The sequence below is a fragment of the Ensifer adhaerens genome (assembly GCF_000697965.2).
In the GTDB taxonomy this organism is placed as follows: Bacteria; Pseudomonadota; Alphaproteobacteria; order Rhizobiales; family Rhizobiaceae; genus Ensifer; species Ensifer adhaerens.
Window position 1 is genome coordinate 605196 of record NZ_CP015880.1, and the last position, 19091, is coordinate 624286.

17 protein-coding genes are annotated in these 19091 nt (G+C 63.3%); 9 read left to right on the plus strand and 8 right to left on the minus strand.

The window, feature by feature from the left end; translation table 11 throughout:
• Window positions 1–78: 78 nt before the first annotated feature.
• The gene (locus FA04_RS02785; protein ID WP_034801474.1) at window positions 79–630 is read left to right on the plus strand and encodes a hypothetical protein; all 552 of its coding nucleotides are present in this window, start codon (window positions 79–81) and stop codon (window positions 628–630) included.
• Between the two features lie 68 nt (window positions 631–698).
• Here the strand turns inward: FA04_RS02785 and FA04_RS02790 are convergent, their stop codons facing one another.
• Together FA04_RS02790 and FA04_RS02795 are read right to left on the minus strand one after the other, a co-directional pair.
• A complete protein-coding gene (locus tag FA04_RS02790) occupies window positions 699–1805 on the minus strand; it encodes an ABC transporter substrate-binding protein (protein ID WP_034801278.1) in 1107 nt (368 codons plus the stop codon).
• Window positions 1806–2034: 229 nt separating this feature from the next.
• Entirely contained in the window at window positions 2035–2730 is a 696-nt protein-coding gene (locus FA04_RS02795; protein WP_034801280.1) for an HAD family hydrolase, read from the minus strand.
• Window positions 2731–2910: 180 nt separating this feature from the next.
• On the opposite strand from FA04_RS02795, the gene FA04_RS02800 reads away from it, so the two are divergent.
• On the plus strand, window positions 2911–3579 hold the full coding sequence (locus FA04_RS02800; RefSeq protein ID WP_034801282.1) for a GntR family transcriptional regulator: 669 nt from the start codon (window positions 2911–2913) through the stop codon (window positions 3577–3579).
• Between the two features lie 20 nt (window positions 3580–3599).
• Here the strand turns inward: FA04_RS02800 and FA04_RS02805 are convergent, their stop codons facing one another.
• Window positions 3600–4280, minus strand: coding sequence for an ArsR/SmtB family transcription factor (locus tag FA04_RS02805; protein WP_034801284.1), 681 nt, complete (start codon window positions 4278–4280; stop codon window positions 3600–3602).
• A gap of 93 nt (window positions 4281–4373) precedes the next feature.
• Between FA04_RS02805 and FA04_RS02810 the strand changes: the two genes are divergently transcribed.
• The 4 genes from FA04_RS02810 (at window position 4374) to FA04_RS02825 (ending at window position 7020) form a co-directional block, all read left to right on the plus strand.
• Complete coding sequence (locus tag FA04_RS02810) at window positions 4374–4694, plus strand: NIPSNAP family protein (RefSeq protein ID WP_034801286.1); 321 nt, start codon at window positions 4374–4376, stop codon at window positions 4692–4694.
• Window positions 4695–4697: 3 nt separating this feature from the next.
• Window positions 4698–5048, plus strand: a complete 351-nt coding sequence (locus tag FA04_RS02815; RefSeq protein WP_034801289.1) for an antibiotic biosynthesis monooxygenase family protein — start codon at window positions 4698–4700, stop codon at window positions 5046–5048.
• Between the two features lie 198 nt (window positions 5049–5246).
• A complete protein-coding gene (locus FA04_RS02820) occupies window positions 5247–6377 on the plus strand; it encodes a site-specific DNA-methyltransferase (protein WP_034801293.1) in 1131 nt (376 codons plus the stop codon).
• 241 nt (window positions 6378–6618) lie between these two features.
• Window positions 6619–7020 (plus strand): YkvA family protein, encoded by a 402-nt coding sequence (locus tag FA04_RS02825; RefSeq protein WP_034801295.1) that lies wholly within the window; start codon window positions 6619–6621, stop codon window positions 7018–7020.
• A gap of 57 nt (window positions 7021–7077) precedes the next feature.
• Here FA04_RS02825 and FA04_RS02830 read toward each other — a convergent pair whose 3' ends face one another.
• From FA04_RS02830 to mutY, 3 genes are all read right to left on the minus strand, one after another.
• Complete coding sequence (locus tag FA04_RS02830; RefSeq protein WP_034801297.1) at window positions 7078–8010, minus strand: hypothetical protein; 933 nt, start codon at window positions 8008–8010, stop codon at window positions 7078–7080.
• Between the two features lie 98 nt (window positions 8011–8108).
• Window positions 8109–8726 carry an HAD family hydrolase gene (locus FA04_RS02835; protein ID WP_034801299.1) on the minus strand — a complete coding sequence of 206 codons (618 nt, stop codon included), beginning with the start codon at window positions 8724–8726 and terminating at the stop codon, window positions 8109–8111.
• A gap of 59 nt (window positions 8727–8785) precedes the next feature.
• The gene (mutY, locus tag FA04_RS02840) at window positions 8786–9874 is read right to left on the minus strand and encodes an A/G-specific adenine glycosylase (RefSeq protein ID WP_034801301.1); all 1089 of its coding nucleotides are present in this window, start codon (window positions 9872–9874) and stop codon (window positions 8786–8788) included.
• Between the two features lie 92 nt (window positions 9875–9966).
• Between mutY and FA04_RS02845 the strand changes: the two genes are divergently transcribed.
• The 3 genes from FA04_RS02845 to FA04_RS02855 all read left to right on the plus strand — a co-directional run bounded on the left by FA04_RS02845 (window position 9967) and on the right by FA04_RS02855 (window position 15098).
• Window positions 9967–10473: a DUF721 domain-containing protein gene (locus FA04_RS02845; protein WP_034801304.1), complete on the plus strand. Its 507-nt coding sequence runs from the start codon at window positions 9967–9969 to the stop codon at window positions 10471–10473.
• A gap of 221 nt (window positions 10474–10694) precedes the next feature.
• Window positions 10695–11531 carry a DsbA family protein gene (locus tag FA04_RS02850; RefSeq protein ID WP_034801306.1) on the plus strand — a complete coding sequence of 279 codons (837 nt, stop codon included), beginning with the start codon at window positions 10695–10697 and terminating at the stop codon, window positions 11529–11531.
• A gap of 105 nt (window positions 11532–11636) precedes the next feature.
• On the plus strand, window positions 11637–15098 hold the full coding sequence (locus FA04_RS02855) for a chromosome segregation SMC family protein (protein WP_034801308.1): 3462 nt from the start codon (window positions 11637–11639) through the stop codon (window positions 15096–15098).
• Window position 15099: 1 nt separating this feature from the next.
• Here FA04_RS02855 and FA04_RS02860 read toward each other — a convergent pair whose 3' ends face one another.
• Window positions 15100–16869: a caspase family protein gene (locus FA04_RS02860; protein ID WP_051659577.1), complete on the minus strand. Its 1770-nt coding sequence runs from the start codon at window positions 16867–16869 to the stop codon at window positions 15100–15102.
• 59 nt (window positions 16870–16928) lie between these two features.
• Window positions 16929–18809 carry a caspase family protein gene (locus FA04_RS02865; protein ID WP_034801311.1) on the minus strand — a complete coding sequence of 627 codons (1881 nt, stop codon included), beginning with the start codon at window positions 18807–18809 and terminating at the stop codon, window positions 16929–16931.
• Window positions 18810–19091 lie beyond the last annotated feature (282 nt).

Sequence of the window (19091 nt, forward strand, 5' to 3'; positions counted from 1 at the left end):
TGCCCGAAGGCCATGAAAGGTCTTCCGGCCGAGATTTCGGTCAAGGAGTTTCAACCGGTCCAGCAGAGGTTGTTCAACGTGTTTGGCAAAGTTTCCCGGCCTGTTCTCGCAATATCTTTTCTCGCAGTCCTAGCCGGCTGCAATAAGACGCAATCCGGTGGGGCGATCGACGCAGGCGGCAGTGCCGCTGCTCCGACGCCGGCCGTCGTTCAGGCCGCATGCCCGCAGGTCGTCATTCGTGACGGCACAAATGTGCATGCCAGCTACGCAAAGGGGGCCAAGAACGACCCGACGAAGCTCGTCTATCAGGCCTCCCTGGCAGACACCACGCGGCAATGCGTGCAGAGCGAGAGCGCGTTGACGATAACCGTCGTGGTCCAGGGCCGCGTCGTCAGCGGTCCTGCCGGTGGTCCCGGCAAGGTCACCATGCCGATCCGCGTGGCTGCAACCGACGAAGACAAGACGCTCTATTCGGAACTGACGCAGCATGCGGTGGAAATCCCCGCAACCGGTTCGGCCCAGTTCGTCTTCACCAAGGCCGACGTGACGCTGCCGGCCGGCGCCGGATCCAATGTCACCGTCTATGTGGGCTTCGACGAAGGCCCGCCGGCCAAGGGCAAGAAGAAGTAAGCAGCGGCCTATGCCGCAAAAAAAACGCCGGGGCTTGCCCCGGCGTTTTCATTTCCGTCGTGTGCGGCTTATTCAGCCGGAACGCTCTTGCCGCCTTCCCACTTGTAGAGCGAGAAAGCCTGCGAGGTCAGGTCGCCGGCTTCGCTGTAGGTCAGCTTGCCGAGAACCGTGTCGATGGCTTCGCCAGACTTGATCGCAGTTGCAACCGCGGTCGCGTCTTCGGCGGAGCCTGCCTTCTCGATGCCGGCCTTCAGCACCTGGACGGCAGCATAGGCGTTGAGCGTGAAGGCTTCGGCCGGGATGTTCTTCGCCTTCAGCGCTTCGACAGCCGGAGCCGAGGCGGGGTTGCTGGTCGCGTCGCTGGCATTGGTGTAGACCGTGCCGGTCGCAGCTTCGCCGCCGATTGCCCAGAACTCGGTGTTGGACAGGCCGTCGCCGCCGAAGATCTGCGCCTTCACGCCCTGGTCGTGCATCTGGCGTGCCAGCAGGCCACCTTCCGGATGGTAGCCGCCGAAGTAGACGACATCGACGTTTTCCGACTTCAGGCGGGTAACGATCGCGCTGAAGTCCTTGTCGCCCGGGTTCAGGCCTTCATAAACGACTTCGGTGATGCCGCCGGCATTGATCGCCTTCTTGAAGCCGTCAGCAAGGCCCTTGCCGTAAGGCGCCTTGTCGTGGAGGACGGCGATCTTCTTGTCCTTGAGGTTCTTGACCACATAGGCAGCGGCGACTTCGGCCTGCTGGTCATCGCGGCCGCAGGTGCGCAGCACGTTCCAGAGACCGCGGGTGGTGAGGTCAGGCGTGGTTGCCGTCGGCGTCACCATCAGGATGCCGTTTTCGGCAAGGATGTCCGAAGCCGCCATCGAGGTGCCCGACAGAACCGGGCCGACGACGTAGCGGATGCCTTCACCAGCAGCCTGGTTGGCAACCGAAACGGCCTGCTTCGGATCGCCGGCGTCGTCGAGCATCTTCAGCACGATCTTCTCGCCATTGATGCCGCCAGCCTTGTTGATCTCGTCTGCAGCCGTTTCCGCGCCGTTCTTCACCTGCTCGCCATAGGCCGCGACCGGGCCGGTGAGCGGCGTGATCACGCCAATGGTGATGTCGGCGAAGGCGAGCGGGCCAAAGGCGACGCTGGCCGCCAGGGTCAGGCCGGTCAACATTGAAAGACGCATTGTGTTTCCTCCTAAAAATACCCCGATGGGGCTTGCTTGGTACGGCCCTCGTGCGCGGCTCCTCGAAAACCGGGAAGATTTTCTAGGGGACGTGACGCCACTGCAATGTGTCATCATGTCCCTCGGCGTCTAATTGGACGTCTGCCGTGTTGGCCGAAGGCTTCTTTCCCGCTCCGGCCGAAAAGCCGGAGCGAAAGGGGCATGGCGGTGTGCGACCGCCTGCGGCCAATCAGGCCGTCATCGACTCCGACCATGCGGAAAGGGCCGCGATCACGCCCGGCAACGCCGTCATGCGCGAAATCACCGTTTCCGCACCCGCTTCGGTCAGCTGGTCGGCATGCGAGGGATGGGTGTGCGAACCGCCGGTGAAGCCGACGACGCGCATGCCTGCGGCACGTGCACCGTGAATGCCGTGCACGGAGTCCTCGATCACCAGCACCCGCGACGGGTCGACGCCCATCTGCTTGGCGCCGTGCAGGAAGATATCCGGCTTCGGCTTGACGCGGTCGGCGCCGAGGTCGCGCGCGGAATAGATGTGTCGGCCGAAATGGTCCTTGATGCCGACCTTGCCGAGCATCATGGCAAGCCGCGCCGAGGTCGAGTTGGAGCAGATGCAGTGCGGCAGCGTCAGTTGCGCCAGCATCGGCTTGACGCCGTCGATGATGTTGAGGTCGCGGGCAAGGCGCTCGTCGAGGATGACGTCGACCTTGCTGATGAGCTGGGCCGAAAGCGGGATGCTTGCTTCCTTCTCGATTTGCAGCAGCGTGTTGTGCCAGGTCATGCCGGCAAAACGCTCCGCCATTTCCTCGACGCTGATCGGGTAACCCGCTTCTGTCAACAGTGCTGCTTCGACTTCCGACGCGATGATTTCGGAATCGACGAGAACGCCGTCGCAATCAAAAATGATGAGATCGATACCGGTCATATGGAACAGTTCCCTGGGAGGAGAGGCGCCGCAGGCGGGGGGAGGAATGTTCGCGCGGCGCGGGGCTTTCGTACGGCAGAGCTTTTATACGATGGTAGGCCAAAGCTCAACCATTGGAAATTATCGAAACCGCCCGTGCGCTTGCTCGACAGCATTGTTTCGCGGCTCTATCAGTAGGCGATGGAAAAGCAGCAGGACGACACGCTCGCAAGTCGCATCAGCAAGGCCCTGGCCGAGCGGATCATCTCCGGCATGCTCATGCCCGGGGAGCGCTTGCGGCAGGATCATATCGCCGAGGAGTTCGGTGCGAGCCACGTTCCCGTTCGCGAAGCCTTTCGACGGCTGGAGGCCCAGGGCCTTGCCGTCAGCGAACCGCGCCGCGGCGTTCGCGTTGCCTCCTTCGACCTGAAGGAGGTGAGGGAGGTCGCCGAAATGCGCGCTGTTCTTGAGGTTCTGGCGCTTCGCCATGCCATCCCGCATCTAACGCCGGCGATCCTCGATCGGGCCGAGATGGCCACGGCCGCCGCCGATACTTCGCGCGACGTGCGCTCCTGGGAGGCGGCAAACCGCGCCTTCCATCGGCTGATCCTCGAACCCTGCGGCATGCCGCGGCTGCTGGCGGCGATCGATGATCTGCATGCAGCGAGCGCCCGCTTCCTGTTTTCCGCCTGGCGCACGAGCTGGGAGGCGCGCACCGATCACGATCACCGCGCGATCCTCGCCGCCTTGCGCGAAGGCCGAGGCGACGAGGCGGCAAAGATCCTCGAACGCCATGTGGGCTGGATCGGCAAGACGCCGGTCAGGACCGCCGCGGGCGAAACCCGCGAGGCCTTTTCCATCGTCGGCTAGAGTGGTTTTGCTGGCAGCCGCTACTGCGGAAACAGCTCGGAGAAAGCCTTCTCGCCATTGGCGGTGAAGCGGATGGCGCGGCTGTTCGCCTCGCGCTTGGCCCAGCCCTTGTCGATGAATAGCGTCAGCAACGCTTCGCCAAGCGAACCGGCCAGATGCGAGCGGCGCTCGCTCCAGTCGAGGCAAGTGCGGCAGATCGGGCGGCGGGATTTCTTGAGTGCTGAATAGTCGATGCCGAGCGCCTCGATCCGGTTCTGCCCGTCGGGCGTCAGCGCCAGGTCGTCGCCGGTGACTTCGATCTGCTTTTCGGCAATCAGGCTGTCATACATGCGCACGCCATAGTCGCCGGCCAGATGATTGTAGCAGACGCGCGCTTTTCTCAGCGCCGGATCCTTCGGCCCGCGGCGGTGCCGGTTCATGCCGCGGCTGGCGGCAAAGCCCATCAGGTTCTCGAGCATCAGCCCGACTTCGTCTTCTGCCAGCTGAAAATAACGGTGACGGCCTTGCTTGCGCTGGCTGAGCAGACCGCCGGCCTCGAGCTTGGACAGGTGGGAACTGGCGGTCTGCAGCGTGATGCCGGCATGTGTCGCAAGTTCGGTTGCGGTCAGCGCACGTCCGCCCATCAGCGCCGTCAACATGTTGGCGCGGGCGGGATCGCCGATCAGCGATCCGATGAGAGCGATATCTGGACCTTCCTTCATACTTCGATCGTAGTCGAAGCATCCGCGTCGAACAAGGAGGCATAGTCACTCCATCGAAGGCTTGGCGCCTTGCCCGACCACAAGGAGACGACGATGATCACCTGCTTCATCCGCTATGAAATCGATCCCTTCAAAAAGGAGGAGTTCGCCACCTATTCGCGCAACTGGGGCGAGGCGATCCCGCGCTGCGGCGCCGATCTTATCGGCTACTTCGGCCCGCATGAGGGGTCGGCGACAACGGCTTACGGCGCCTACAACATCGAGAGCCTCGCGGCCTACGAGGCCTATCGCGCCCGGCTTGCCGCCGATCCGCTCGGCCGGGAAAATTATGCCTTCTCCCGCCGCGAGCGGTTTATCCTGAAGGAGGATCGTATTTTCCTGAAGAACGTCTCGACGCCCATCGGAGCAAAGTGAAACATGATTGCCGTCATCTTCGAAGTCCTGCCGGCCGAGGGCCGGCGTGACGCCTATCTCGGCATTGCCGCCGACCTGCGCCCGCTGCTCGACGACATCGATGGCTTCATCTCGATCGAGCGGTTCCAGAGTCTGGCCAATCCCGACAAGGTGTTGTCCCTGTCTTTCTGGCGCGACGAGGAGGCGGTGAAGGCCTGGCGGAACGGCGCCGAACATCGTGCCGCCCAGGATGCGGGGCGTCACGGCGTCTTTGCCGATTACCGCCTGCGCATCGCCTCCGTGATCCGCGACTACGGGCTGAACGAGCGCCATGAGGCCCCCTCAGACAGCCGCGCCTTTCACGATGCCCGGTGAAACGGCGTCCGCGACGCTTGAACGGGGCGGCGGGAGGCGGGTGAACGCCCGTTCCCGCCTTTCCTGTCCACTCCAGAAGACCTCTCTAACATAGCGCGACTACGCACTTTTTCGAAACGGCCTTCAGGCTTTGGTAACCATCTTCGGTAACCATACGCTCCATGATCCGTTCCGAGTAAGCGTATTTGCGAGTTGTCCATGTCTTCAGTTGTTTCGCTTGCCGAAGTCTCCCGTTCCACCCGTCCGTTGGGCTGGCTCGACAGCATCATCAAGGGTGACTGCGTTGCCGCGCTCAATGCGCTTCCCGACAATTCGGTCGACGTCGTTTTCGCCGACCCGCCCTACAACCTTCAGCTCGGCGGCATGCTGACCCGTCCCGATCAGTCGGTGGTCGACGCCGTCGACGACGAATGGGACCAGTTCGCATCGTTCGAAGCTTACGACGCCTTCACCCGCGCCTGGTTGCTCGCCTGCCGCCGCGTGCTGAAGCCGACCGGCACCCTTTGGGTGATCGGCTCGTACCACAACATCTTCCGCGTCGGCGCCATCCTGCAGGATCTGCACTTCTGGATCCTCAACGACATCATCTGGCGCAAGACCAACCCGATGCCGAATTTCAAGGGCCGCCGGTTCCAGAACGCTCATGAGACGCTGATCTGGGCGACGCCGAACGCCAATGCCAAGGGCTACACCTTCAACTACGATGCGATGAAGGCGGCCAATGACGACGTGCAGATGCGCTCCGATTGGCTGTTCCCGATCTGCTCCGGTCACGAGCGCCTGAAAGGTGACGACGGCAAGAAGGTGCATCCGACCCAGAAGCCGGAAGCGCTGCTCGCCCGTATCATGATGGCTTCGACCAAGCCGGGCGACGTCATTCTCGATCCCTTCTTCGGTTCCGGCACGACCGGTGCCGTCGCCAAACGCCTCGGCCGCCACTTCGTCGGCATCGAGCGCGAGCAGGATTACATCGACGCGGCATCGGCACGCATCGACGCGGTCGAACCGCTCGGCAAGGCGATGCTCTCTGTCATGACCGGCAAGAAGGCTGAGCCGCGCGTCGCCTTCAACACGCTGATCGAAAGCGGGCTGATCAAGCCCGGCACGGTTCTGACGGACGCCAAGCGCCGCTACAGCGCGATCGTTCGTGCAGACGGCACGGTCGCCTCCGGCGGCGAGGCCGGTTCAATTCATCGCCTGGGCGCCAAGGTCCAGGGGCTTGATGCCTGCAACGGATGGACATTCTGGCACTTCGAAGAGGGGAACACCCTGAAGCCCATCGACGAACTCAGAAGCGTCATTCGAAATGATCTGGCAAAACTGAACTGATCAACCAGTTCCGCCGGATCCTTCGAAAAGCGCTCTAACCGGTTTTTGTACCTTCAGTCCCGGAAAGAGAGCTTTAAATGCCCGGAATCCTCAATGTGAGGATTCCGGGCATTTGTATGTTTGGGCCATCCGATGGAGCGTTTGAAGCGAGCTCTAGGGCCCTGAGGTCGATTGCCAATCTTCGCATCCGCTCATAGGGTTCGGACAGAGCAACCTTCATCCGAACAAGAGTGTTATCCGCATGGCCGTGCCCGATCGTCTCCAGCGCGCGAAGCAATGGGCGCGGCAAATCAAACGCGACGTCGTTGCGCTCTGGTTCGCCGCGCGAGATCGTCGAACGCCGTTTTCGGCGAAATTCGTTGCCGGCACTGTGGCGGCCTACGCACTTTCGCCGGTCGACCTGATCCCCGATTTCATTCCGATACTCGGCTACCTCGATGATCTTATTCTCGTTCCGCTCGGCATCCTCTTGGCCGTACGTCTGGTGCCGCCAGCGCTGATGGAAGAATTCCGAGAGCGGGCGGCGGCATTGGAAGGACGCCCGTCCAGCCGCAGCGGCCTCCTCGCGATCCTGAGTGTCTGGTTCGTGGCCGCAGTCATTGCGGCCTGGCTGGCATGGGGCTTCACCGCGGCCAGGCCCTGACAATGGGCGGCGGCGACCCGTGCCGCCGCCGCGCGTTGAATGGAGGATACGCCGCCTTTAGAGAGCCGGCGTTCCCTGTGGGCGCAAGTGGTAGAGGGTTCGGGCGCCCTTATCCTCGAAGCCGCAACTGGCGAGCACAGGCTCGAAGCGTGCTCTTTCGTCTTCCTGTAACTCGACGGTGGCGACCCTGATATCGGGATAGGCCGCGGGTATGCGCTGAAGCAGGGCGGCAACCAGGGCAATCAGCCCGCAAGACGGGGCATGGTGTTCGGTGATGTGGATCATCATTTCATCGCTCCAGACAAAGGCGTAGGCCTCGGCGACCACGAGGTCGTGATGTTCCAGCCACTGCATCAGCAGCCCGCCCTCATCCCAGTCAGCGATACGTTGGGCGACGGAGTCCGCGTCCCAGGTCGTGGAGCAGGTTTCTCCACTGCAGTCCGATATCCCCGCGCGTGTGAGGAAGTCCACGAACTTTGCGAGGAGATTTTCTGGGAGAGTCGCCTGGACGGCGTAAACGACGGCACCGTCCTTGGGTTTTGCGATTGCGGCCGGCCAGCGCTTGGGTGACGCCTGCCAGGTCCTGAACAGATCCCGAAGCGCGGTCGCGCCGGTCATTTCGACGACCTGCTGGTTGAGGGCGGTTTTTCGGGAGTGCCAGATGATGCCTTCTGAACCGGCCTCTACGGCTGCAAGCCGAAAGAGCCGCGCGAGAATTTCGGCGTCGTGCAGGTCGTGCGACGGCATGGCGTGCCAGCCTCGATCGGCCGCTCTCTTGTTGTCGCCTTCAGTCGGCGGCCGAAGGCTGAGCCAGCCCGCCAGTTTGGCATCGCGTCTGGCGACGACGAAACGGGTATCTGAAAACCGTTCTCCAAACTCTTCCGGAGGCACCTCGTCGCGAAAGCTGGCCTCGGTCGTCGCGTAGAGCTCGTCGATGAAGGCGTCCTTGGCGGCGCCGTCTCGAATTACTGAAAATTCTAAACTATTCATATATTGCCTCTGCGATTACGCAATCGCAGGTAGTAAATATGATTCGTGGCGGAATCGTGCCGCCACGAGCAGGAGCCATCGTCGATCGGCAGTTCAGCCTACGGATGAATGCCGTAGCCGGCGAGATCGGCCTTCAGCTTTTCCGGATCGACGAAATGCACCGCATGCCAGCCGGCAAGCCGCGCAGCTTCGACGTTGGGAATGCTGTCGTCGATGAAGAGGGTGGCCGATGGGTCGAGATCGAAGGTCCGCGTGTGCGTCTCATAGATGGCGATATCGGGCTTGATCAGCTTGACGTCGCCCGAAACGGTGACGCCGCGTGGCAGCGTCAGGAAGGGATAAAGGACCTGCGCCTCGCGGAACGTGTCGGAGGCGAAGTTGGTCAGCATCGTCACGTCGCGCCCTTCGGCGATCAGTCGCTCCAGGAGCGACACCGTCTCCACATAGGCGTGCGGCACCATCTCCTGCCAATATTTGCGGAAGGCGCGGATCTGTTCTTCACGCTCGGGAAAGTCCTTGATCAGCAGCGCTTCCGCCTCTTCCCAGGAACGGCCGCGGTCCTGCTCGATATTCCAGTCGTGGGTGCAGACATTGGCAAAGAACCACTCGCGCTCGGCCTCGTCGGGGATGATGCGGCTGTAGGGCAGGTTGGGGTCGTAGTGGATAAGCACCTTGCCGATGTCGAAGACGATGTGGCGGATATCGATGCTGCTCATGAACGTATTCCCTGCTTGAACTTTCGGAGTTGGAGCGGGACGGGTGGCCCCGTACCGTGCTAGCGTTCCGCCTTGAAGGCATGCGGGATCGCCTGGGCGATCGCCTTCTTCATCACCGTCGGCAGCGCCTGGGCACTCAGCGAGTGAACCGGCTCCCACCAGCCGTTGCCCTGCGTCCCGGCGCGCGCGACATTGGCGCGGTAGACCGAGAGACGCAACTCGAAATGCGTGAACACGTGGCTGATGGTGCCGCAATCTTCCCAGGCCGCTGCAAAGGGTTGGGAGGCAAGCGAGGTGTCGCCGTCCTGCCGCGATGTCCAGTCAGTGCCGGGCACTTCGGACATGCCGCCAAGCAGGCCTGTCTCGGCCCGCTTGCGCAGATAGACCGCGTTGTCGGCGTCGATCGCGACGAAGGCGGCGCCGCGCCGAAGCGGTTTGTCCTTCTTCTGCGCCTTGCGCGGAAAGGTTTCCGGGTCTGCGACGGCAAGCGCGCGACAGTGGGCGCGGAAGGGACAGAGCGAGCAGGCGGGCCGTTTCGGCGTGCAGATCGTCGCGCCGAGATCCATCATCGCCTGGGCGAAATCACCCGGCCTGCTCTCAGGGGTGAGCGCGGCGACGCGGGCCCGCATCTCGGGCTTTGCCGCCGGCAGCGGCGTTTCGATTGCATAGAGGCGGGAAATCACCCGCTCGACATTGCCGTCGAGCACGGCGCTTCTGCGATTGAAGGCGATCGCCGCGATCGCGGCGGCGGTATAGTCGCCGATGCCGGGAAGGGACTTCAGCCCATCCTCCGTGTCGGGAAAGCGGCCGCCATGATCGTTCGCGACGGCCTCGGCGCATTTCTTCAGGTTGCGGGCGCGCGCATAATAGCCGAGCCCGGCCCATGCCTTCATCACGTCCTCATTCTCGGCGCGCGCAAGGTCCTCGACGGTCGGCCACAGTGACAGGAACTTTTCGAAATAGGCTTTTACCGCCTGCACCGTCGTCTGCTGCAGCATCACTTCGGAAAGCCAGACATGGTAGGGATCGGCGACGATGCCTCGGCGCGCCATCGGCGGCGAAACCCGCCAGGGCAGGTCGCGATGGTGCCTGTCGTACCATTCCAAAAGCAGGGGTGCGGCGTCCGCCGCCGGTATCGTATCGTGCATGATTTGCCGGGAGTTCCGTTTCCGGCCTATACTTGGCGAAGCGGAGCCGCGGCATCAAGGCTCAATCGACATTGCCTACAGAAAGTCCATACGTGAGCGAGCAGAAGACCCGGAAGGGCGTCGTCCAGATCAGCGAAGTCGCGAACGGCCTGATCGACCCGGTGCTCGCCAAGCGGGCAGGCATCAACACCATGCTGCTCGGCTCCTGGGACGAAATCGCCGGCGAGGACTTTGCCGATTGCACGCGGCCCGAAAAGATCGCCTGGCCGCGCCGGGCCTCCGAGATCATGGGCGAGGGCGGCCATCAGCCGGGCGTCCTGACGGTTGCCTGCGAGGGCGCGCGCGCCCTGTTTTTGACCCACGCTCAGGGCGAATTGATCCAGCGCATCAACGGCTTCTTCGGCTTCTATGCGATCGGGCAGCTGCGCATCGTTCAAAAGCCCGTCTCCCAGCAGCCGAAACACCGTGGCAAGCCCAAGCCGCTTTCGGGCGAACCCGCCCGGCGGCTCGAGGCCATGGTCGAAGGCATCGAAAGCGAGGAGCTGAAGGCCGCCTTGCGTCGGCTGGGGACCGCCGTGCTCAATCCCCGGCGCCGCTAAGGCACGGCGCGCAAAACTATGCAGCGGTTTTCGCGACTACGAGACGCGAAAACCAGAGGCTTAAAGCGCAAGCAGCGAATCGGAAAGATCGCGACGCGCTTTTGGGCGGCCATCGCTCGGTCACAATTCTTTGAATTCTGTTGACGCCGCGCCACTTGCCGCCCTGCGCGGGGCAAGATATCGAATCCGCACTGCAATTCCCTCCGAACACGGGTCAAATCATGTCCGCTTCCGCAATGAACCTTACCAAGCGCCTGCTCAGCGGTGCCGCCATCGCAACTGTCGCCCTGGTGCTTGCTGCCTGCAGCGACGAAAAGAAGGAAACGGCCTCCACCACACCGGCCGCGACCACCGAAGCCGCCAAGGCTGAAACCAAGCCGGCAACGGACGCGACCACGACTGCATCGACGACCGCGACCCCGGCCACCACCGAAGCCAAGCCCTCTGCCGGCACCGAAGTCGCCCAGACGACGGCTGCTCCCGTCAAGGTCGAGCTCCCCTCGTCGGAAGGGTCCGTCGACGTCGCCAAGCTGATGGAACCGGGCGCCCTGCCGGAAATGGCGATCGGCGACGCCAACGCGCCGGTGACGATCGTCGAATACATGTCGATGACCTGCCCGCACTGCGCCGCCTTCCACAACAACACCTTCGAGGCGATCAAGACCAAGTATGTCGACAGCGGCAAGGTCCGCTTCGTGCTGCGCGAATTCCCGTTCGATCCGCGCGCGGCGGCTGCCTTCATGCTGGCGCGCTGCGCTCCGGAAGGCCAGTACTTCCCGATGATCTCGATGCTGTTCAAGCAGCAGCAGCAGTGGGCCGCAGCCCAGAATGGTCGCGACGCTCTGCTGCAGATGTCCAAACTCGCTGGTTTTACACAGGAGAGCTTCGAGGCCTGCTTGACGAACCAAAAACTTCTGGATGATGTGAACACTGTTATGCAACGGGGCGCCAAGGAATTCGGGGTTCAGTCGACGCCGACCTTCTTTGTCAATGGCGAGCACTATTCGGGGGACATGTCGGTTGACGTTATGTCGGCCCTCATCGACAGCAAGCTCTGATCCTTCGCTTTTCCTGAAAACGGGCGACGGCAGCAGCTGTGCGCCCGTTTTTCTTGTCTGGGCTGATGGTAGAGGGGGGGACCTCGTAGCCCCAGCGTCCGCTCCATGAAGTTCAACAAGCTTCGCCTGCTCGGTTTCAAGTCCTTCGTCGAACCGACCGAATTCATCATCGAGCGCGGATTGACCGGTGTCGTCGGACCGAACGGTTGCGGCAAGTCGAACCTCGTCGAAGCCTTGCGCTGGGTGATGGGGGAGAACTCCTACAAGAACATGCGCGCTTCCGGCATGGACGACGTGATCTTTTCCGGATCCGGCAATCGTCCCGCGCGTAACACGGCCGAGGTCGGCCTCTATCTCGATAACAGCGACCGCACGGCACCCGCTGCCTTCAACGACAGCGACGAGATCCAGGTCAGCCGCCGCATCGAGCGCGAGCAGGGCTCGGTCTACCGCATCAACGGCAAGGAAGCGCGCGCCAAGGATGTACAGCTTCTCTTCGCCGACGCGTCGACTGGTGCACGCTCGCCGTCGATGGTCGGGCAGGGGCGCATCGGCGAACTGATCGCCGCCAAGCCGCAGGCCCGTCGCCAGCTCCTGGAAGAGGCGGCCGGCATCTCCGGCCTGCACTCTCGCCGCCACGAAGCGGAGCTGCGTCTGCGTGCCGCCGAGACCAATCTCGAGCGTCTCGACGACGTCACCTCGCAGCTCGAAAGCCAGATCGAGAGCCTCAAGCGCCAAGCGCGCCAGGCCAACCGCTTCAAAATGCTCTCGGCCGATATCCGCAAGCACGAGGCGATCCTGTTCCATATTCGCTGGGTACAGGCCAAGGAGGCGGAGGGCGAGGCGACGAGCCAGCTCAACCAGGTGACTGCGCTGGTCGCGGAAAAGGCGCAGCAGCAGATGCAGGCGGCCAAGGACCAGGCGATCGCCAGCCTGAAGCTGCCGGAGCTGCGCGAAAACGAAGCGAAGTTCGCCGCCGCCCTCCAGCGTCTGCAGATTGCCCGCTCACAGCTCGAAGAGGATGCCGGCCGCATCCTCAGGCGCCGCGACGAGTTGCAGCGCCGGCTGGCGCAGCTTGCCGAGGATATCGCCCGCGAGGAGCGCCTTGTCGCCGACAATGCCGGCATTCTTTCGCGTCTCGACGAAGAGGAAGCCGAACTCAGCGACATGCTCGCCGAGGCCGACGACCGTGCGACGGAAGCGCGTGAGCGCCTCGAAGACGCAAACGAAAAGCTCGCCGGCAGCGAGGCGCTATTGGCGCGTCTAACGGCGGAACGCGCCGAGGCACAGGCCGGCCGCAACCAGCTGGAGCGCACGCTGCGCGACCTGTCGGAGCGCCAGGCACGTCTTGCCCGCCAACTTGGCGACCAGTCGCGCGATCTCGACGAACTCGACCGCCAGATGGCGGCCCTTCCCGATCCGCACGAAAAGCAGGGTCAGGTCGAGGTCGCAGAAGCTGCGCTGGAAGAAGCCGAAAGCAATGTGCTCGCGATCGAGGAAAGCCTCGCTGACGCGCGGCGCATGGAGGTCGAGGCGCGTCAGCCCGTCGATCGGACGCGCGCGACGCTGAACGGCATCGAGACCGAGGCACGCACCATCCGGCGCATGCTGGAGGCGGTGGCCGGTGGCGCCTATCCCGCCGTCGTCGAGGAGATGAAGGTCGACCGGGGCTTCGAGACCGCATTGGGCGCGGCCCTTGGCGACGATCTCGACTCGCCGCTCGAAACCGACGCGCCGGCCCATTGGCGCGCGCCGGGGGATCATGTCGGGGACGACGGATTGCCGGAAGGCGTGAGCCCGCTGATTGCCCATGTGAAGGCGCCCGACGCGCTGACCCGCGCCCTGAAGCAGATCGGCATCGTCGCAAGCGAGGCGGAAGCCGAGCGGCTGCTGCCCCTGTTGAAACCCGGCCAGAGCCTTGTCACCAAGCAGGGCTCCGTCTGGCGCTGGGACGGCCACGTGACCGGCTCCGAGGCGCCAAGTGCTGCCGCATTGCGGCTGGCGCAGAAGAACCGGTTGGCCGAACTCGATACCGAGGCCGACGGCGCCGCTGAGGCGCTGCGCCTCGCGGAGGCCGAACTTGCCTCTGCGGGCAGTCGCATCCGCGCCGAGGACGAGCGGCTGCGGCTTGCCCGCGACGCGCAGCGCATGATCACCCGACAGCTCGGCGAAGCCCGCGACGCGCTCGCCGCAGCTGAACGCGCCTCGGGCGACCTTGCCCGCCGCCGCGCGGTGCTTGCCGAATCGCGCAGCCAGATCGAGGCGCAGGTCGAAGAGGTGGCCGAGCAGATCGAGACGGCCAACGACGCGCTCGCCGATGCGCCCGATCTCTCCGAACTGGAACTGACGCTGCGCACCCAGGCGGCCGATGTCGCAGCCGATCGTGCCGCCGTCGCCGAGGCCCGTGCTGCGCATGATGGCCTGGCGCGCGAGAACGAGGCGCGTCAGCGGCGCATCGCGGCGATTGCCAATGAACGACAGACCTGGAAGGCGCGCGCGGCGAGCGCCGATGAGCACATCGCGACCCTGCGCGACCGCGAGGCAGAAGCCCGCGACGAGGTCGAAGAGCTGATCGATGCGCCCGACGAGTTCGAGGACAAGCGCCGGGCGCTGATGAACGAGTTGCAGAAGGCGGAAGCGGCCCGACGCGAAGCGGCCGATCTGCTTGCCGAGGCTGAAAACCGTCAGCGCGAGGCGGACCGGTTGGCGGCAACCGCGCTCTCCGAACTGGCGGAATCGCGCGAAAAGCGCGGCCGCGCCGAAGAGCGGCTGGTCTCCGCCCGCGAACGCCGCGTCGAGATCGAGGCCCGCATTCAGGAAGCGCTCTCCTGCGCGCCGCACGAGGTCATGCGATTGACGGGGCTTGCCGTCGACGAGGCACTGCCGGACATGCGCAACATCGAGCGCGAACTCGAACGGCTGAAGATCGAGCGCGAGCGGCTTGGCGCCGTCAACCTGCGTGCCGAAGAAGAACAGAAGGAGCTTTCGGAAAAGCTCGCCCTGCTGCTCAGAGAGCGCGACGACGTCATCGAGGCGATCCGCAAGCTCAGGAGCGCCATCCAGAACCTGAACCGCGAGGGCCGCGAGCGCCTGATCGCCGCATTCGACGTCGTCAACGTACAGTTCCAACGGCTGTTCACCCACCTCTTCGGGGGTGGCACGGCCGAGCTGCAACTGATCGAGAGCGACGATCCACTGGAGGCCGGCCTTGAAATTCTCGCCCGCCCGCCGGGCAAGAAGCCACAGACCATGACGTTGCTTTCCGGCGGCGAGCAGGCGCTGACGGCGATGGCATTGATCTTCGCCGTGTTCCTGACCAATCCCGCGCCAATCTGCGTGCTGGACGAAGTGGATGCACCGCTCGACGACCACAATGTCGAGCGCTACTGCAACCTGATGGACGAAATGGCGGCGTCGACCGAGACACGCTTCATCATCATCACCCACAACCCGATCACCATGGCCCGCATGAACCGCCTGTTCGGCGTGACCATGGCCGAGCAGGGCGTATCCCAGCTCGTCTCCGTTGACCTGCAGACGGCGGAACGCCTGCGCGAAGTCGTCTGATTCACTCAAATTCGGCGATGAAACCGGATACCGGCCGCGATGGGTCGCGCGCTTCCCAGGTGTCGACGTAGGCGGCGAGGGGGACCTTGTTTGCTCGATAGGCTGCGTAAAGCGTTGCCGCCCCAGCCTTTTCCGGCGGCCGCCTGAACCACCTGCCGAAGGTGACGGCAGCGCCCGTCGTCCATCTCCACCCTTCGGCACTGCCGTTCTCGTTGGAGAGCCCGAGCCATGGCCCGACCCGCCGGTGCTCGCCGCCTTCGAACGAACTGCTGAAGAACCGGTCATCCGTATTCACGAGTGAGGCGACGAACGTATTTTCATCGCTGGAATCGATCGTGGCAAGGTGACCGCCGCAGCGCTCGACGATCGCCTTCGCTTCCTGCCAGCCGACTTGCTGCCCGTCATAGACCGCTGCATAGAGGTGTCTGGCAAAGGTGCCATAGGTCAGTGGTAGAGGCGAAAGACACCGCACCATGGCGATCACCGGTTCGTCCTCCAGTCCCTCGAGATCGGTGGCGTCATAGCGACGTGCGCTGGTAGCCGAGAGAATGTCCTGATCGATGCGGGCAAAGGTGAGACCCAGGCTCGCTCCGGTCTCCTGATCGAGAAATCCGGATTGCTTTAGCCCGCGGGCCGCCTGAAATGCCGTGACCGCCCTGCGTGTCTGGCCACCGAAGGCGCCGTCCGTCGCGCCCGTGTCAAAACCCTTACTCTGCAGGGCCTGTTGCGCGGCTGCGCGCTTGTCCTTGCTATCGAGCATCTTCTGTTCCTGTGCCATCGCAGCCAGGGATGATCTGAAGTCGTCGCTTTTGCCGAGCCGCTGAATGGATTGACGCGCCGCGTCGGCGTAGCTGCTCTCGCCATGTTTGGCGATGAAGCGCTTCCAGGTCCTGGCCGTGTCCACGCGCATCGCCTTGTTGAAGTCGAGCGCGGCGATATCGACGTTGTCAACTTTCAAGGGTCGAGGCGCTTCAAGCGTGGCGCTGCCGTCGAGGTAGAATTCCAGATCGAGAGAGGAGAGGATCTGCGGCGACTGTTTGCCGCCCGTTGCCGAGCGCACCTCACGGATCACGCGCTTGAAGGCGGTGCCGATTTCGATCCCTGGGCCGGAGAGGTTGGCTATCAGCGCCCGGGTGAAGGGCGAATGCCCGTCGGTTCCGTCAGCCGCCACCTGTCCGGGCGCCGCAGCAAAGGCAACGAGCGTGCCGGCGCCCTGTGTCTCGATCGGTGCCAGACCTCTGGTGGCGCCGCCGCGGCTTGTGCCCGCCACGTCACGATTGAGTCTGTCTGCGAGCGGATTGTTGCGGCAGGCGTCGAGGAAGATCAGGGAGATTTTCGCGCGTTGTTCCAGCGCGTTCATGATCTCCGACAGCGGCATGGTTTCTGCCGGAACGTCAAACTCGCTTTCGAGCCGTGCGTCGGTGCCGACGAGGAAGTTCTCGCCGCGCAACTGCATGCCGTGACCGGCGTAGTAGAACAAGGCGGTATCGTCAGGCCCGATCTTGCGCGAGAAGTTTGAAAGTGCGCCGGCAAGACCACGGCGATCGGCGTTGAGCACGAGGTTCGTTTCGAAGCCCTGGTCCTTGAGAAAGGTGTTGAAGGCTTCTGCATCGCGTGAAGCATTGGGCAGCGTTCCAGCAAGCACATAGTTGCTCATGCCGATGACAAGCGCCAGTCGTTTGCCATTGCCTTCGGCGGGGGCATTCCCTGTGGTGAAGGGCACGATCAGAGCGCAAAGAACCAGCCATAGCAGCTTCACACGCCAGTTCATGACCTTGCCTCCTGCTTATGATTGACTCAGCCGTGCAGGTGTTGAATTGCCCCAAGCGGTCACTCGAATTCGAGGATCAGACCGCCCGTTCCATCGGTTGGCCCCATATCGTCCCAGCTATCGACGTAGACGGATTTCGTGTCGGCTCTGCCGTTGCGATGGGCGTAGTACATGCCGATATCGTCGCCCTTCTTGCCTTCGTTCGGCATGTCCTGGAACCATTTCGTGTAGGTCAGGGGCGCGCCGGTGTCCCAGCGCCAGCCGCCTCTGGGCTCCTTGCCCTGTGGGTCCTGCGTCAGGCCGATCCAGGGGCCCATCTTGTAGCTGACATTGCCTGAGGGGTCGTAGCCGGTGTTGAAAAAGGTCTGATCGGCGTTGAAAAGCGATGCGACGAAGGCGTTCTCCTCTTGAGACGAAATCGACGCGAGGTGCGCGCCGCAACCGCCGGCGATCCCCCGCGCATAAACGGCCAAAATTATTCCCGTCCGCACTGCGACATAGAGGTGCCCTTCGAACACGCCATATACGGTTTCGAAGTGGCGCAGGCAGGTCAGCGCCCGCAGGACGGTTTGATCGGTTTCCAGACCCTCGAGGTTGGCAACATCATAGCGTCGGGCCTTCGGAGAGCTGTATATGCCCTCGGCTCTGTCGTTGACTTTGATGCCGAGGGCTTCTGCCGTGCGCTCTGTGATGAAGCCGCTTGCTGGCTGCTGGTTGGTGCTCTGGAACCGCTTGATCGCTTCGCGCGTCTGTCCACCAAAAACACCATCGGCCGTGCCCGCCGCAAATCCGCGCGAGGCGAGTGCCACCTGGACGTTTCGTCGCTTGTCCTTGTCCGGCAATAGCCGCGCTTCGACGGACTGAGGCAGATGCGACTGGTTGCGCACGGCGGCGGGTTCGATCTGCGCCAGCGCCTGGCGTCCGAGGTCGGCATATTCGCCGGTGCGGTGTTTTTCGACGAAGAAGTGCCAGATGCGCGCCGTTCCGATCTTCAGCGCCTTTTTGAAGTCCTTCTCTGCCTCAAGCGCTTCGGGATCCATGGCCGGCACAGTGAGTGCCGGCTGCACCGGCTGAACCGCCGCAGTCTGCGGCATGGCCGTCTGTACCGCCGGGGTTTGCACCGCCGGGGTCGTCTGGGGCGCTGCGGTTTCCGGCCCGAAGTAGAACTCTAGCGACAGGGATGACAGGATCTGCGGCTGCTGCTTGCCCTGCGTCTCCTTGCGCACGTCACGCACGACCCGCTTGAAGGCGGTGCCGACCTCGAGGCCGGCGCCCGAGAGATTGGCGATCAGCGCCCGCGTAAAGGGCGAATGCCCGTCGGTGCCGTCGGCGGCGACCTGTCCGGGGGCTGCGGCAAAGGCGACGAGCGTGCCGCCGCCCTGCGTTTCGATCGGCGCCAGCCCGCGGGTCGCCGCACCGCGGGTCGCACCTTCGACTTCGCGTGTCAGCCGCTCGGCGAGCGGATTGTTGCGGCAGGCATCGAGGAAGACCATCGAGATGCGGGCACGTTTTTCCATCGCGCCGATGATCTCGGACAGTGCCACGGTCTCGGCCGGCACGTCGAACTCGCTTTCGAGCTTGGCATCGGTGCCAACAAGGAAATTCTCGCCGTGCAACTGCATGCCGTGGCCGGCGTAGTAAAACAGGGCGGTATCGTCAGGCCCGATCTTGCGCGAGAAGTTTGAAAGTGCACCGGCAAGGCCGCGGCGATCGGCGTTGAGCACGAGGTTCGTTTCGAAGCCCTGGTCCTTGAGAAAAGTGTTGAAGGCTTCTGCATCGCGTGAAGCATTGGGCAGCGTTCCAGCGAGCACGTAGTTGCTCATGCCGACGACGAGCGCCAGCCGCTTGCCGTTTCCTTCGGCAAAGGCGTTTCCCATGGTGAAAAGGACCATGAGCGCCGCCGAAAGGAGCCAGGTTGTCAGATTTGCACGCCACCTCATGACCGACCCTCCGAGCCATCGAGACGGAAACGGATTGCCATGACGGGATATTCCTGGATGCACCCCCATCGCACATCTGTATATTAGATAATTGTTATGTTTCGGGCAATGTCGGATCGGGCCGCCTGGCGCAGCCTTTTCAGGAATTTCGGCTGCAATTTAAAGCCACCGACACGATTTGTGGGAGGTCAAGCGCGATGTGTAGCAATGTTACAGAAAATGATGCGCTGCAGCATAAATCTTCGCCGGGTGCATTTTCAGCCTGAAGCATATACTGTAAAT